This window comes from Larkinella arboricola, from assembly GCF_003259745.1.
GTDB classification, from domain to species: Bacteria; Bacteroidota; Bacteroidia; order Cytophagales; family Spirosomataceae; genus Larkinella; species Larkinella arboricola.
In genome coordinates this window covers 875,208-889,171 of sequence record NZ_QLMC01000003.1, presented here as the reverse complement: position 1 = coordinate 889,171, position 13,964 = coordinate 875,208, and the positions used below count along the sequence as shown (strand labels likewise).

At 48.3% G+C, this 13,964-nt stretch carries 14 protein-coding genes and 1 pseudogene; 6 read left to right on the top strand and 9 right to left on the bottom strand.

All coding sequences use genetic code 11. The features are described from left to right. Nucleotides 1-38: 38 nt before the first annotated feature. Together lhgD and LX87_RS15155 are read left to right on the top strand one after the other, a co-directional pair. Nucleotides 39-1,235 (top strand): L-2-hydroxyglutarate dehydrogenase, encoded by a 1,197-nt coding sequence (lhgD, locus tag LX87_RS15160; RefSeq protein WP_111629062.1) that lies wholly within the window; start codon nt 39-41, stop codon nt 1,233-1,235. 385 nt (nt 1,236-1,620) lie between these two features. Further along, nucleotides 1,621-2,238 carry an OmpA/MotB family protein gene (locus tag LX87_RS15155; RefSeq protein WP_229310671.1) on the top strand — a complete coding sequence of 206 codons (618 nt, stop codon included), beginning with the start codon at nt 1,621-1,623 and terminating at the stop codon, nt 2,236-2,238. 61 nt (nt 2,239-2,299) lie between these two features. On the opposite strand, the gene LX87_RS15150 is transcribed toward LX87_RS15155, so the two are convergent. Next, nucleotides 2,300-3,166 (bottom strand): aldose 1-epimerase family protein, encoded by an 867-nt coding sequence (locus tag LX87_RS15150; RefSeq protein ID WP_111629060.1) that lies wholly within the window; start codon nt 3,164-3,166, stop codon nt 2,300-2,302. Between the two features lie 123 nt (nt 3,167-3,289). On the opposite strand from LX87_RS15150, the pseudogene LX87_RS15145 reads away from it, so the two are divergent. Both LX87_RS15145 and LX87_RS15140 read left to right on the top strand, forming a co-directional pair. Then, nucleotides 3,290-4,546 (top strand): annotated as a pseudogene (locus LX87_RS15145) (TCR/Tet family MFS transporter); the annotation flags it as partial. Nucleotides 4,547-4,736: 190 nt separating this feature from the next. After that, nucleotides 4,737-5,429, top strand: coding sequence for a class I SAM-dependent methyltransferase (locus LX87_RS15140; protein ID WP_111629058.1), 693 nt, complete (start codon nt 4,737-4,739; stop codon nt 5,427-5,429). A gap of 2 nt (nt 5,430-5,431) precedes the next feature. Here the strand turns inward: LX87_RS15140 and LX87_RS15135 are convergent, their stop codons facing one another. The 3 genes from LX87_RS15135 to LX87_RS15125 form a co-directional block, all read right to left on the bottom strand. Continuing rightward, nucleotides 5,432-6,493, bottom strand: a complete 1,062-nt coding sequence (locus tag LX87_RS15135; protein ID WP_229310670.1) for a glycoside hydrolase family 18 protein — start codon at nt 6,491-6,493, stop codon at nt 5,432-5,434. 89 nt (nt 6,494-6,582) lie between these two features. Beyond that, entirely contained in the window at nt 6,583-7,728 is a 1,146-nt protein-coding gene (locus tag LX87_RS15130; RefSeq protein ID WP_111629223.1) for an acyltransferase family protein, read from the bottom strand. 168 nt (nt 7,729-7,896) lie between these two features. After that, nucleotides 7,897-8,727, bottom strand: coding sequence for an Fpg/Nei family DNA glycosylase (locus tag LX87_RS15125; protein WP_111629056.1), 831 nt, complete (start codon nt 8,725-8,727; stop codon nt 7,897-7,899). Between the two features lie 303 nt (nt 8,728-9,030). Between LX87_RS15125 and LX87_RS15120 the strand changes: the two genes are divergently transcribed. Next, nucleotides 9,031-9,969: a DUF8428 domain-containing protein gene (locus tag LX87_RS15120; protein WP_111629055.1), complete on the top strand. Its 939-nt coding sequence runs from the start codon at nt 9,031-9,033 to the stop codon at nt 9,967-9,969. 98 nt (nt 9,970-10,067) lie between these two features. On the opposite strand, the gene LX87_RS15115 is transcribed toward LX87_RS15120, so the two are convergent. Together LX87_RS15115 and LX87_RS15110 are read right to left on the bottom strand one after the other, a co-directional pair. Further along, the gene (locus LX87_RS15115; protein ID WP_111629054.1) at nt 10,068-10,433 is read right to left on the bottom strand and encodes a LytTR family DNA-binding domain-containing protein; all 366 of its coding nucleotides are present in this window, start codon (nt 10,431-10,433) and stop codon (nt 10,068-10,070) included. Nucleotides 10,434-10,496: 63 nt separating this feature from the next. Continuing rightward, on the bottom strand, nt 10,497-10,889 hold the full coding sequence (locus LX87_RS15110; protein ID WP_111629053.1) for a LytR/AlgR family response regulator transcription factor: 393 nt from the start codon (nt 10,887-10,889) through the stop codon (nt 10,497-10,499). Between the two features lie 223 nt (nt 10,890-11,112). Between LX87_RS15110 and LX87_RS15105 the strand changes: the two genes are divergently transcribed. Next, nucleotides 11,113-11,892 (top strand): response regulator, encoded by a 780-nt coding sequence (locus LX87_RS15105; RefSeq protein WP_111629052.1) that lies wholly within the window; start codon nt 11,113-11,115, stop codon nt 11,890-11,892. A 100-nt stretch (nt 11,893-11,992) separates the two neighbouring features. On the opposite strand, the gene LX87_RS15100 is transcribed toward LX87_RS15105, so the two are convergent. Genes LX87_RS15100 through LX87_RS15090 form a run of 3 tightly spaced genes read right to left on the bottom strand, consistent with a single transcriptional unit; the run spans nt 11,993 to nt 13,960 of the window. Then, nucleotides 11,993-12,889 carry a DUF3078 domain-containing protein gene (locus tag LX87_RS15100; protein ID WP_111629051.1) on the bottom strand — a complete coding sequence of 299 codons (897 nt, stop codon included), beginning with the start codon at nt 12,887-12,889 and terminating at the stop codon, nt 11,993-11,995. Nucleotides 12,890-12,921: 32 nt separating this feature from the next. Further along, a complete protein-coding gene (locus LX87_RS15095; protein ID WP_111629050.1) occupies nt 12,922-13,749 on the bottom strand; it encodes a mechanosensitive ion channel family protein in 828 nt (275 codons plus the stop codon). Nucleotides 13,750-13,756: 7 nt separating this feature from the next. Further along, the gene (locus tag LX87_RS15090) at nt 13,757-13,960 is read right to left on the bottom strand and encodes a hypothetical protein (protein ID WP_111629049.1); all 204 of its coding nucleotides are present in this window, start codon (nt 13,958-13,960) and stop codon (nt 13,757-13,759) included. Between the last annotated feature and the right edge of the window lie 4 nt (nt 13,961-13,964).

The window sequence follows — 13,964 nt, the reverse complement described above, 5'->3', positions numbered from 1 at the left end:
GCGTTATTATATACGAATAGGTTTAACCCTACTAAGTTATGAATGATATTGTTATAATCGGGGGTGGGATTGTCGGGCTGGCAACGGCTTTGCAAATCAAACGGCAACGACCCCATCTTTCCGTAACCGTACTCGAAAAAGAACATCGGGTGGCGGCCCACCAGACCGGTCATAACAGCGGAGTGATTCACTCCGGGCTGTACTACAAACCCGGCAGTTTGAAAGCCACCAACTGTATTCGCGGCTACTGGATGCTGATTGAGTTCTGCGAGCAGGAAAACGTACCGTACGAACTTTGCGGCAAAATTGTGGTGGCTACGAAGCCGGAAGAAGTGCCGCTGCTGAACAACCTGTACGAACGCGGGCAGCAAAACGGGCTGGAAGGGCTGAAAAGGCTGACCCAACCCCAGATGAACGAGATTGAACCGCACGTGCGGGGCGTAGAAGGCATGTGGGTACCGCAGACGGGGATTATCGATTACGTGCAGGTCTGCGAGAAATACGCCGAAAAATTCCGCGAGTTGGGCGGTGAGATCCGGTTGGGTGAGAAAGTAACCCAGATTACGCCCGGCAATACGCTGTCGGTGGTGGTAACCGACCGGAGCACCTACGAAACCAAACTGGTTATTAACTGCGCCGGGCTTCATTCTGATAAGATGGCGCAACTCACGCAGCGTCAGGAGCTTGATTTGCGGATTATTCCGTTTCGGGGAGAATATTACAAACTCCGGCCCGAAAAGCAGTACCTGGTTCGTAACCTGATTTATCCGGTTCCCGATCCGAATTTTCCGTTCCTCGGGGTCCACTTTACCCGCATGATGCGCGGGGGCATCGAAGCCGGACCCAATGCCGTGCTGGCGTTCGGGCGCGAGGGGTACCGGAAATCGGATGTTAATCTGAAGGAGATGTACGAAACGCTGAGCTGGCCGGGTTTCCAGAAGGTAGCCGCTAAATACTGGCAGACGGGTTTGGGCGAAATGTACCGTTCCTTCTCCAAGTCAGCGTTCACAAAAGCCTTGCAGGAGTTGATTCCGGCCATTCAGGAGGATGATCTAGTGGAAGGCGGTTCGGGGGTGCGTGCTCAGGCCTGCGACCGTACGGGCGGTTTGCTCGACGACTTTGCCATTCTGGAAACCGAGCGGGCGATCAATGTTTGTAATGCACCCTCTCCGGCGGCAACCTCTTCGTTATCAATTGGTTTGACGGTGTCGGAAAAAGCCCTTAGCCGGTTCTGAAAATTCAAAAATTAGAAAAGTATTAGAATGTCAACAGATTAATTAGAAAAGACTTAAAAATTAAAATAATACAATATTATATTTGCTACCTTACCATATTGCTTCGTAACTTGCAGAGCTTAAGCTTTTACCCAAAATATTTGTATTACTCCTAACTAGTCACATGAAAAATATCCTGTTTGCTATTGCCCTCGTAACTGTGATCTCATCGTGTTCGAGCAAGAAGCGCTTAGCCGAATTGCAGACCGTTCACGATAAAGTAAAATTGGATTTGGCCGACTGTAGCAGAAAATCAGCAGAGCTACAAACTTCATTGAATTCGAAAGACACCGAGCTCCAAAGCAAATCGAGCCAGATTGCTGATCTGCAGGGTCAATTGGATTACATGAAAAAAACCAACACGAACCTGCTGGATCGGATGGCCGATCTGTCGATTGTGAGCAAGGCTGGGGCTGAAAGCATCCGTAAATCGCTGGAAACGCTGTCTAACGTATCTTCGTCGGCGCAGAGAAGAGATTCCATCAACCTGTTGCTGGTGAAAAACCTGAAACGTTCGCTGTCTGACATCAACGACAGCGATGTGCAGGTAGAAGTGAAAAAAGGCGTTGTGTACGTTTCTATTTCGGACAAACTGCTGTTCCCTTCAGCTAGCTACAACCTGAACAAACAAGCCAGCACGGTATTGGGCAAAGTGGCGCAAGTGATCAACGACCACCGCAACCTGGATGTTCTGGTAGAAGGCCACACGGATATTTACCCGATCTCAACGCAATTCCTGAAAGACAACTGGGACCTGAGCGTAATGCGCGCTACTTCGGTGGTTCGGGTGCTGCAATCAGAATTCGGCGTAGCTCCGGCGCGTTTGACGGCTGGCGGTCGTGGTGAATACATCCCGAAAGAAGACAATACGAGCGATGTAGGTCGTCAGGCTAACCGCCGGACCGAAATCGTTCTGCTGCCGAAACTGGACGAATTCTTCAACCTGTTGACCGAGCAACGCTAAGTCAAACGGTTTTAATGCAAGGCAAGTGGCCGGTGATGGATTCCATCACCGGCCACTTTTTTTAGACCCCAATTGTAAAGCCCGTTTCAAAAAGGCCGTTTGGCTCCACGTGCTGGATGGCTTCTTTCTGCTCAAAGGGTGCGGGCGTTCCCTCGTGGTCGGCATATCCCAGCCAGGGTTCAATGCAGACGAATTTCGCGCCCGGTTTTGCCCAGATACCCACGTACGGAAACGCCGGAAAACTGACTGTTACGGCCCGGTCGTGGTGGCGGCTCCGGATCGTCACGCTCCGCGAATCCAGATTTTTGAACACCAGCGCATCCCGATTGAATAAATCGTTGGTGAGCGGCAACTGTTTTTCAACGGTCAGAACCGGCTCCGTTTCGCCCGTGAAATACCCTTTCGGTGATAATAAATGCCGTTCCAGCATTTCTTCCTTCTGGAATTCCAGGTAATAGTCTTCGTATTTTTCGTCTGGCGAAAACGGTACGGCAAAAGCCGGGTGTGCGCCGACCGAAAAGTAAAGCGGCTTTGATTCCTGGTTAATCACGCGGTAAATAACCGTCAGAACCTGGTTGTCGATCTGGTATTCAATCTGGAACTCAAATTGATAGGGGTAAGCCGCCAGCGTTTTTTCGTTGGCCTGAAGCGAAAATACGGCTTTGGCGGGGGTTGCTTCCACAACGGTGAATTCGGATTGCCGGGCAAAACCGTGCCGTTCCATCGGATACGTTTTACCATCGACGGTAATCTGGTTGTCGAGCGTACCGCCCACTACCGGAAACAGGTTTGGCGCGTGCCAGGGCCAAACCGCTGGATCGGCCTGCCAGAGGTGTTCCGTGCCGGTTTGTTTGTTATAAATGGACGTTAGTTCAGCGCCTTTCGGTCGGACGCTTACTTTCAAAAAGTCATTTTCGAGTGTTGTCATAATGGTTTAATTCCCAAGTTCAGATACCCTGATAACATCGGGCTGGATAAGGTTGTGTTGTTGGTGGAATCTAGAGTAATGAAGACAAAAATGGGCAGAAAGCCGTAACTTTGGGCAAAATTTTACCGCATGGCTCCGCAACGCAATCAGGCACTGACGTTCATTTTCATTACTATTCTGATTGACTGTACCGGAATCGGGGTCATTGCCCCAATCGTCCCCCGGCTCATCGAGGAACTGACCGGCGGAGACATCAGTGAAGCGTCGCAGTACGGGGGCTGGCTTACGTTTTCCTACGCCATCATGCAGTTTCTTTTTTCGCCTATTCTGGGTGGTTTAAGCGACCGCTTTGGCCGTCGGCCCATCCTGCTGATTTCGCTGTTTGGTCTGGGCATGGATTACATCTTCTGTTCGTTTGCTCCAACCATTGCCTGGCTGTTTGTGGCACGGTTTATTGCCGGTATTTGCGGAGCCAGCTTTACTACCGCATCGGCTTACATTGCCGACGTCAGCCCCCCGGAAAAACGAGCGCAGAATTTCGGTCTGGTAGGGGCGGCTTTTGGTCTGGGTTTCATCGTGGGGCCCGTCATTGGCGGTATTTTTAGTCAGTATGGCAGCCGGGTGCCGTTTATGATTGCCGCCGGTTTGTCTTTACTGAACTTTATCTACGGATACTTCATTCTGCCGGAATCGCTTGCACTGGAACACCGCCGACCGTTCGACTGGAAGCGGGCGAATCCAATCGGCTCGCTGGCTCGTCTGAAACGTTACCCCGCTATTGTCGGTCTGGTCGGGTCGATGGTTTTGCTGTACATCGCGGCTCAGGCGCCCCAGTCTATCTGGACGTATTACACCATCGAAAAATTCCACTGGAACGAAGCCTGGGTGGGCTATTCGCTCGGTTTTATCGGTTTGACGGTTGCGATTGTGCAGGGTGGCGTCATCCGGGTGGCGATTCCCAAGCTGGGGCAGAAAAAGGCGGTTTTTACCGGTCTGGCTTGTTCGACTATTGGTTTTGTCCTATTTGCCTTCGCCAGTCAGGGCTGGATGATGTTCGCGTTTATGATCCCGTATTCGCTGGGTGGGTTGGCGGGGCCAGCCGTGCAAAGCCTGATCTCGACGCAGGTTCCGGCCAACGAACAGGGCGAGTTGCAGGGCGCTTTAACCAGTCTGGCGAGCATGACCTCCATTGTAGGGCCGTTGCTGATGACGCACCTGTTTGCGTATTTCACCAAGCCCGAAGCGCCGGTGTATTTTCCGGGAGCGCCCTTTCTGACGAGCGCCATCCTGACGCTGGTTACTGTTTTTCTGGTAGCGAGGACGTTAAGAGCTACCCCGCTGGTGGTGCCTGAAACGGAAAAATCCGCATCCGGACAATAGCCCTTTTTTCCTCATTTTGCTTTATACCACCCAGGGCGTACAGGGTACTTACCCAGTACGTAGAAGTACGTGTTTTGCAGAAACCGTACATTCACTCTACCAAAACGCGGTTTGATCAGCCAACTTTGTAGCGTCGAAAGACAATACAACAACACTACTACTGAACAACAAAGAACAACAACAAGTACGAATGGAAAAGCAAGTCTGGGCAGATTCGTGGGATCGTTCGAATACGCACTTTCACCGCCAGGACGTTCATCCGTATGTACTGAAACACCTGACGCCGTTTGCGTTAATGGAAAAGTCGATTTTCGTGCCTTTGTGCGGCCGATCGCTCGACCTGGTGTATTTCAGTCAGTTTGCGGATCGCGTCGTGGGGGTGGAGCAGAACGAAACCCTTATCCTGCAATTTTTTGCGGAAAACCAGCTTGCCTATGAAAAAGTCGGGGAGCGGTATATTTCGAACAATCTGACCATCTTTTGCAAGGATTTGTTCGCACTGACGCCCAATGAAGTCGGAGAGATTGACCTCGTTTACGACCGGGCTTCGTTGGTGACATTACCGCTTCCCTTGCGGGTGGGATACCTGCAAAAGATGGAAGAACTGACCGCGCCGGGCACCCAATACTTCCTGACTACGCTGGAATATTCGCCGGAAATGAACACGGCCCCGTTCAGTATTAGCCCCGAAGAAGTAAACGGTTATTTTCCGAATTACCGAATCCAGCACGTTGAAAGCCCGACCGTACCGCATCACCGGCTCGTCCGGAAGTTCAAGCTGGATTACCTCAAAGAACACGGTTTTATGATGCAAAAACTGCACGATGCATCCTACGCTTCACTGGTTGAGACCGCCAGTCGCAGCTTTTACGAACCTTTGTAAGGTTATTGAAACTGGCGGTTTATCTCGGTGAGCAGATAGCCTTTGGGGTCGTTGAAATACTCCCAGAACATCACGCCCGCCATCCCTTTTTTCTTCGCATACCGGCATTTGTACCGGACCGATTCCTCGTCGTCGTAGGAGATAAAAAACTTCTGTTCCGGCTGGTACAGGTACGGTGCCTTGGCTTTACGGTCCCAATACCGTACAAAAGCCGGGTTCGTCAGCAAACTGTCTTTGATAAAGGTATAGCCACCGACGCGATTGGTTTTTACCGCCTGACGGGGCGCATCCTTGTGGTTGTCGTTGGCGAGTTCCCAGCCGCGTCCGTAGAAAGCCAGCCCCAGCACCAGTTTTTCCATCGGCACGCCCGCTTCCCGGTAAAGCTGGACCGCCCGCTCGCCCGACTGCTCATTCTCGACACCACCTCCCGGATACAAATTCGTATGATGGCCGACCTTTGGGCCGTTAACGTAGAAGTCATATGACATCACATTGAGGAAATCGAGGTACGGGTGCAGTTTTCCCATTTCCGTGTGCACAAAAATCTCTTTGAAACCGGGCAAAGCCGTTGTAACGAAATACCGTTTTCCGGTTTGCTGTTTAAGCGCATCGAGTTGTTCGCGTAGCGCCTTGAACATCAGCGTAAAATTCTGCTTGTCTTCGGGCCGGAACACGTTGTCTTCGCCTTTCATGCCGGGATATTCCCAGTCAATATCAATACCGTCGAGGTCGTATTGCCGCACTATATCAACTGCCGATTGGGCGAAAGACAGCCGCGAAGTGTCGCTCAGGACGGCGTCGGAAAAGTTTTCGCTCCACGCCCAGCCGCCGATTGAAATCAGGATTTTCAAGTCCGGGTTGCGCTTTTTCAAGCTGTTCAGCCTCCGGAAGTTGGTGGTGTCGGTTGCCAGGCTGTGCAGCCAGGCCCGGTTATTTTTCACATCCACAAACGCGTAATTGATGTGCGTCAGTTTTTCGGCCATAATCTGATCCGTATCGACCAGCCCACGAAAGCCGCCCACGTAGGCCAGCACAATCGGTTTGGGCGTTTCCTTGAACGTCATTCCCAGAAGTACCGGAACAGCGACGAAAAGCAGAAGGTGAAAACAGTTTTTGACCATAATGGATAACAAAAAACAACTTTTACTAAAAGCTAAACCCGAATAAACAATTTCTTCTTATACATCCAGTACAGAAGCAGCCAGAACACCAGCAGGGCCGCTCCGCCACTCGCCAGTGGTTCATACGGTCCGAATTGCTCAAATACCGTCTGACCCAGGTGCGTCTTGAACGTGCCGATGATAAAATGGTCGATGAGGTGGACCAGGCAGTAAATAGCGATGGAATTCATTCCGATGACCACCAGCGGAAACGCCCAACTCCGCCATTGCCGGACATCAATTATATAGTAGAAGACCGCCAGCAGCAAAAAACACCAGCCACCACTGAACAGCACCCAGCCGGGTGTCCAGATGCGCTTGATGGAAGGAGCGATGCCCGTCACGGTGAGGAGCCAGCCGGTTGCTAAACCAATTGCTCCGGCTATCAGAAACCGTTTGAGCAATTCGGAAGACGGTAATTCGGCTCGTAGCCAGCGACCGGCCAGCAAACCCAGTATCATTGTGCCCAGCGTGGGGATAAAACTCAGGGTTGCGTAGCCTCCACCGTTGTACAGAAACGGTTTGGCGCGCGGAAACAGATTCAGAAACCAGGTATCAAAGGCCCAGGCCAGGTTGCTGTTTTTGTTGAAATGAGCCGCGATGCCGGTTCGGTGGTAAGGCCAGTCGGCGGGCACACCTACGGCTTCGTACGAAAAACCGGCGCCGGGGAGCGGGTAAAGAACAAAAGCCAGCCAATAGCCGACCAAAATTACCGCCAGAGCAATCCAAACCGTCCGCGTGGGCCGAAAACCGAGCAAAAACAGAAACGGATAGCCCAGACCAATCTGGGTTAAGGTATCCTCGAACGTGAAATAGGTTTGTTCGCGCCCCACCGAACGCAGAAATATACCGAGCAGAATCAGAATCAGCGAACGGCGGAGCGTTTGGAGAAACATTGCGCCAAACGAGGCTTCTTTGGCCTGACGGCTGGCAAGGGAATAAGGAAGGGCTACACCCACCAGAAAGGAAAAGGACGGTTGAATCAGGTCGTGTAAGGTGCAGCCAAACCACTCAACGTGGTCCTGATGATGCGCCATAAAACGCCAGAAGGAACTATCGGGCAGGGCTTCAGAAATCCGCCCATAGCGGAGGATTTCGGCGGTCATTAGAAACATGACGAAACCGCGGTACGCGTCCATCGACATCAGTCGACCCGCGCGAAATTCAGGAAGTACAGTAGCCAAAGTGGTATTCGGGTTAGGAATTTGCAAGAAAGGCAATTTTTCCCAACGCACCTACGGACTAAAGCGGGTATAATTCCGAAAAAATCATTTAAAAGCTTGTTTGGGCCAGAATAGTCCGTGATTCTATAGTTGTTGATCGTTGGGGCAGAAATAAGTAGTTCGGCCACCGACTTCCGATTTGGCGATCCGGGTTCCGCAACGCGGGCAGAATTTGTGGGCTTCTACATCGTCGTACGGCGAATCATCCCATTCGCGGACGTGAATCAGGAAGTTGATCGTAAAATCACGGTATTGCGCTTCGTGTCGAATGGCGGTTGTCAGTACTAGCTGGATGGCGTCGTGCAGCTGCCGGATTTCGTTGTCGGTCAGATTCTCGGTGCGTTTTTCGGGATGAACCCGGGCCTGAAACAGCACTTCGTCGACAATCCAGTTGCCCAAACCGGCCACCGTGGATTGGTCCATCAAAACCGGTTTGATCAGGGCCTTTTTTCGCCGAATTTGTTCCGTCAGTTCGGAAAGGCTTATTGCCAGACCGTCTTTACCGATCTTTTTTCGCTTCAGATAAGCCGGGATGTCATCGATCAGGCCAATTCGTTCGAATTTACGCGGGCAGATAAAGCCTAAATTGAATCCATTCCGGAAGTGAAAGACGATCCGGGCGTATTTGGGACGGTCGAGTGAGGAGTGATAATAGGCCAGATCGCCTGTCATACCGAAGTGCATGTGCACAATTACCGGCTGATCAAGTGGGTCGGGGCCATCGGTCAGAACAAACAGGTTTTTGCCAATCCGCCGGGTGCCGGTAAACCAGCGCCCAACGAGTGTTTCGTATAGGGTGGTGAACGGGACCGTCAGTAAGTTGGGGTCGTCAACCTCAATGTTTTCAATGGGCTGATGAAGCGATGAGGATTCAAGATAGAGACGATAAATTTCGACTTCGGGTAATTCAGGCATACATTGGAATGAAGGAACTATTTAGAGCTATTTTTAGGTTATATATAACATTTTGGAAATAAAACCGGTTATAACTGATAGCTCTTTCGGCAATAAAAGCGGTTTTTGGGAAAACGGGTGTTTGGATAAAAATTGTTTATGGGATACACTAACTTTACAAAAGTACCCGTTATGGATACAATGTGCCCAATTTAAACTGTGCGCATACGCCATTTGTTGTAACTCTAACACGATTGAATGACAATTATTTACCTGTTTTTTTGTTTACTTCTGTCTAATTAAATCAAACCGCACAAAGTAGTTATGGAGAACAATAAGCCAAAAGCAAATGGCGCGCTGGTAGCCGCCTTAGTAATCATGACCATTCTTGCAGGGGTGTCTAGTTATCTGCTTTATGAACAAAAAGAAGTTGGTAAAAATCAGGAGGCAACCATTGCCACCCGTGTAGAAGAATTAGCCACGACCCGGACAAGATTAGACTCTATTTCAACGGCTTTGGATGCGAAAATCGCCGAAGTTAAAAAGTTAGGTGGTGATATTACGGATCTGCAACGTGTTAAAGAAAACCTGGAACGTGATAAGGCAGCTCTTCGGAAAGGCCAACGTATTTCAATTTCTAAATACGAAGCTAAGATTAAGCAGTATGAAGCTTACCTGGTTGAAAAAGATACGCTGATTGCACAACTGCGATCTGAGAATCAATTGCTACTAACTAACAATCAAACACTGACTGACGCTAATACCACCCTTCAGACCGAGAAGCAGTCGTTACAGGATTCGGTGAGCAGTTATACGGCTGTTAATCGGGATCTGACGGATAAAGTAACCCGTGCTGCTGCTCTTAAAGCGCAGAATGTCCGGGTTTATGCACTAAACTCAAAAGGCAAGCAACGGGATGCAACGGAAGATGAAGTGAAAGCAAAACGGGTTGACAAACTGAAAGTGGTTTATACGCTGCCCGAAAATCCGCTGACCAGACAGGAAAATAAAGAAGTATATGTTCGGGTACTGGATCCAACCGGTGCGGTTGTTTCCGACATGGCGAATGGTTCTGGCACATTCCAGGTTAACGGCGAAGAGCAGATTTATACGGTAAAACAAACAGTGCCGTTTACTAATAACAATCAGAATGTGGAACTGACCTACAACCGGGGTACCGTTCCTTACAAGCCGGGTAAATATACCATTGAGTTTTACGCGGAAGGTTTCCGAATTGGCGAAGGGTCATTTGCGATCAAGTAATCGGATGACAGTATCTTATTAAAAAAGCGCGGTATCCAACGATGCCGCGCTTTTTTAGTAAATTTTCATTTGGTAGAACCTTGTTTATTTTATCTTGTTTATGAAATAAGCGAATGGCGCAACTGATTCCATTTTTTCTGAATCAAGTTCCTTTTCTGGCGGCTAATAGCCAAAACCCGTCCTGTAATTAATTCAACTAAAGGCAATGGAAAATGGGGCATTTCGACAGGATGGAAGCGGTAAATCAGAGCTGGATTAATCAAATACGACTCGTTAATGCGCCAGAAAGCTGGTAGCTTTTTCTCCCAGTACGTAAGAGAGCCGGAAGTTGATACGTATTGTTGTTTGCTATTGTTCAGATAAACGATCCAACTCTTTTCTCCCTCGGTAGAAATAAAGAGTATATCCGACAAGATAATGTCCTTTTTCTGAGTAGCGTCTTTAGTAGGTAGAGTAGATAACATTATTGACGGTTTTAGTGGAGAGCAGAGCTATGAAAAGAACTGGACAGCTACGAAACCGGAAGCTTATTTAGTTGACGTTTCAGCATGATCCAGTAGTTCAGAAATGGCTTCCCATCGGCGCCGGGATACGGGCAATGCACTTCCGTTAACGAGGTGAATAGTGCCCAAACCGGCTTTTAAACGTTCGAGACGCTCGACATACTGGCAATTTACAATGCTGTTTCGGTGTACTCGAATAAATTTTCCTGCGGGCAGCAAGCCAGCGAGTTGCTTTAACGTCTTGGGCATAATGATTGAAGGACGGTTTACCCAATGTAACCAGGTATAATTACCGTCTCCCTGCAAATACATAAGTTCGGACGTTTGAAAAAAATGCTGCCGTGAACCCCGTGAGTACAGTTGCAGTAGGGGGTCATTATTGATAGAAACGGTGGAGGGAGAGACAGGAATTAACATACTATATTTTTTTGGCTAAAGAATCTAAACAACAATAGGTTACCAAATATTTGTTTAAATTATACATTCACTAAATACTAGACTGGCAAAAAGCAATTAACGACATATATTGGTAGCTGAACGGTTAATTTTTGGCATTGAAATGGAACAGATGGGATGCTGAACGCTGGTTAACTTTATGTTAACAAGAAATTAGTAAGCTATCGTATAGGATAGGGAGCACATGGAAGAGAAAATCCAAATTCTGGTGATTGAAGACGAAGCCATTCTTGCAATGGACTTGTCAGATACGCTCGAAGAGGAAGGATATTATGTAATTGGGATCGCAAACAACGGCCGTAAAGCGTTGGAATTATTTAAAACCCAGCGGGTTGATCTTGTTATTTGCGATATTCAGTTAAAAGGCGACTGGGACGGTATTGATACAATTAGCCGGATACAGGCTTTGCGGTCTGTGCCGGTTATCTATACCACGGCATTGTCTGATAAAAATACGCTGGAACGGGCCAAACATACCTTTCCTTCCGCTTACTTAACAAAACCGATCCTCATCAGTAACCTCCGCATTGCTATCGAGTTAGCGCTCTTCAACTTCATTAACAAGCGGGAAGTCTCTGCTCAGGATGACGGTGTTGAATTAAACGGTATTTTAGAAAAAGACGCTCCGTCCCGCGAAACGATTCTGCGGATCGACAACCTCATTTTCATTAAGCATAATTACCAGTTTGTTAAAATTCTACTGGAAGATATTATGCTGCTGGAAGCGGATGGTGCTTATACAACAATCGTTACGAATGACCGGAAATACGCAATTCGATTAACTATTAGTACATTGCTAGAACGCTTGAATGAGCCGCATCTGACTCGTGTCCATCGTTCCTTTGCTGTTCATATTAAAAAAGTGGAAGGGTTCTCGGATCGTGAGATAACCATTGGAAAACATACAGTACCACTGGGAAGGCAATATAAGCAGGCTTTTATCCAACAATTTCAGGTTTGGTAGCCATTAGGAAGACAACGATTAACGATGTTGTTGTCGAACGGTATTCGTCCTTATCCATCTGGTAGGAAGGCTGCCTAAAAACACGGGTTGTCTGTCGGTTCTAAAATGCATACAAAAAACCGATTGCTAATCCCTGGCTGTACTGAATCGCATCGTCCTGGTCTTTATCATACAGGAAAATGCCGGTTAAATTAACGTTCACGAAGCGATTAACCTTGGCTGTCAAGGAAACATCAAGCCGGTGATCGATGGCATTTAACGTGGCATAGTTGGCAAAAAGCAGGTAACGGGCTTTCAGATTTAAGTTTTCAGCAATGTTACGGTCATAATTAGCAATAAGCTGGAAGGCAAATTCATTGCGTACGGTTTTGCCAGGAGGAACTCCATAGCGGGTTGGTTCACCAAACTCGATTGAATCATCCAGTACAAAGGTCTGCCGGATTGTACCCAGACCGAATTGCAGGTTGAAATAGGGCGCCGGTTTGTATTCCAGACCCATGGATTCAGTAAGGAAAGCCGGTGCAAAAAAATTAGAGATTAATAGACTACGTTCTCCACCGCCCGTCAATGTTTCGTATCGATATCCCGGTGCAAACTGCGATAGAAAGTTAATGTTACCAAAAGCCAGCCAGACCGGGCTCAATCGGTAACCGACTTTTGTATCCAGAAAAATTCGATCTACGTTTTTACGCGAGCCCTGCCCTTCATTCTTTACAATTCCGTATTGCAATTGCACTTCACTGGTCCAGTTGAAGCGTCGCTGCATATAGTCTGATTTGGCGTTGAAAAAAGCGCCCAAAGCAACGGAGTTAACTCCACCGCCCTTCCAGTTGCTGCTGAAAGAGCCCTGATTCAGGTTGATACCAACCTGGGCTGACCGTTTCCAGTAAACCGTATCTATGGGTATAATCTTGATCGAATCAAGCCGCGTTGGTGTTTGGGCCATTGACAAGGTACTCAGGCAGAACAGAAAGAATGTGCAGAGTTCTTTTTTCATTTTCGTTGAAAAACCGCTGGTAGAATAGAAATTTAGTTGAAAACTTCCACATTACTTGCCTGAAGGCTTTGTAGGGGAATGATGGTGGTGGTATCACCTGTCTGGAGGGTCAGCGAGGTGTTATCCATTCGAATAATGGTTCCTTTTGTGTCCCCAACCCGGATCACCTGTCCTTCATAAAAACGGTTTTTGCTGTAAAAAGAAGACAGGATATTCGCCATGACATCCCGTGATGCCATCCCATAGCCGACCGCAAAAGCGAAAATGATTCCCCCGATCAGCAAGTTGAAGCTTGATTCTAAAAGTTCCGTATTGATACCGGCCTGCCCCAGCGCACTGATGAGTGTAATGATTAGAAAGAAGAAAAAGACAATCATACCCAAGAGTCTCCCCGAAGCAATATTAAACGACTGACAAAGCGTTATAACCGCTCCTTTCAGCGCATCAGCTACAAGGACTCCCACCTGTAGCATAATGGCAGCAGCAATCAGCCGGGGAATAAAATCGACCAGCGACTTAACCATTTCCGTAATGGCCGAAACGCCAAGCGTTTCTGTTGCCGCCATTAAAAAAATGAGCAGCACAAAGTAATACAGTACCTTGGAAACGAGGTCGCTTAACCTGATCTCTGTCTTAAGTCGTTTGATGAAGTCAATTTCCGTCAGCCGGTCACCAATTCGGTTGATACCAACGCGCTCCAACAGCTTCGACACGAGCAGGGCAAGTGCTTTTGCCACACCAAACCCGATAGCCATAATAAAGGCAGCACCGATGATACGGGGAACAAAATCAATAAACTGATTGATGAGGGTCGTAAACGTATTGATCAAAATATCGACGAAAGCAGGAACCCGATCCATAAGAGACCTAATTAAGGTTTTGAGAATTGCCAGGTAGTTGAGTACTTGAAACCAGCGACGATGCCACCTTGAGCAGGTCATCAACGAAGACTTCAACCAGGGTCAGCGAATTACGAATCAGATCGATCTCCGAAACCAGCTCCTCCTTTAGATTAGGAGGGCAGGTGTCGGGCAACTCGATCTCTTTAAAGACATTATAGTTTGAATCCATTTTA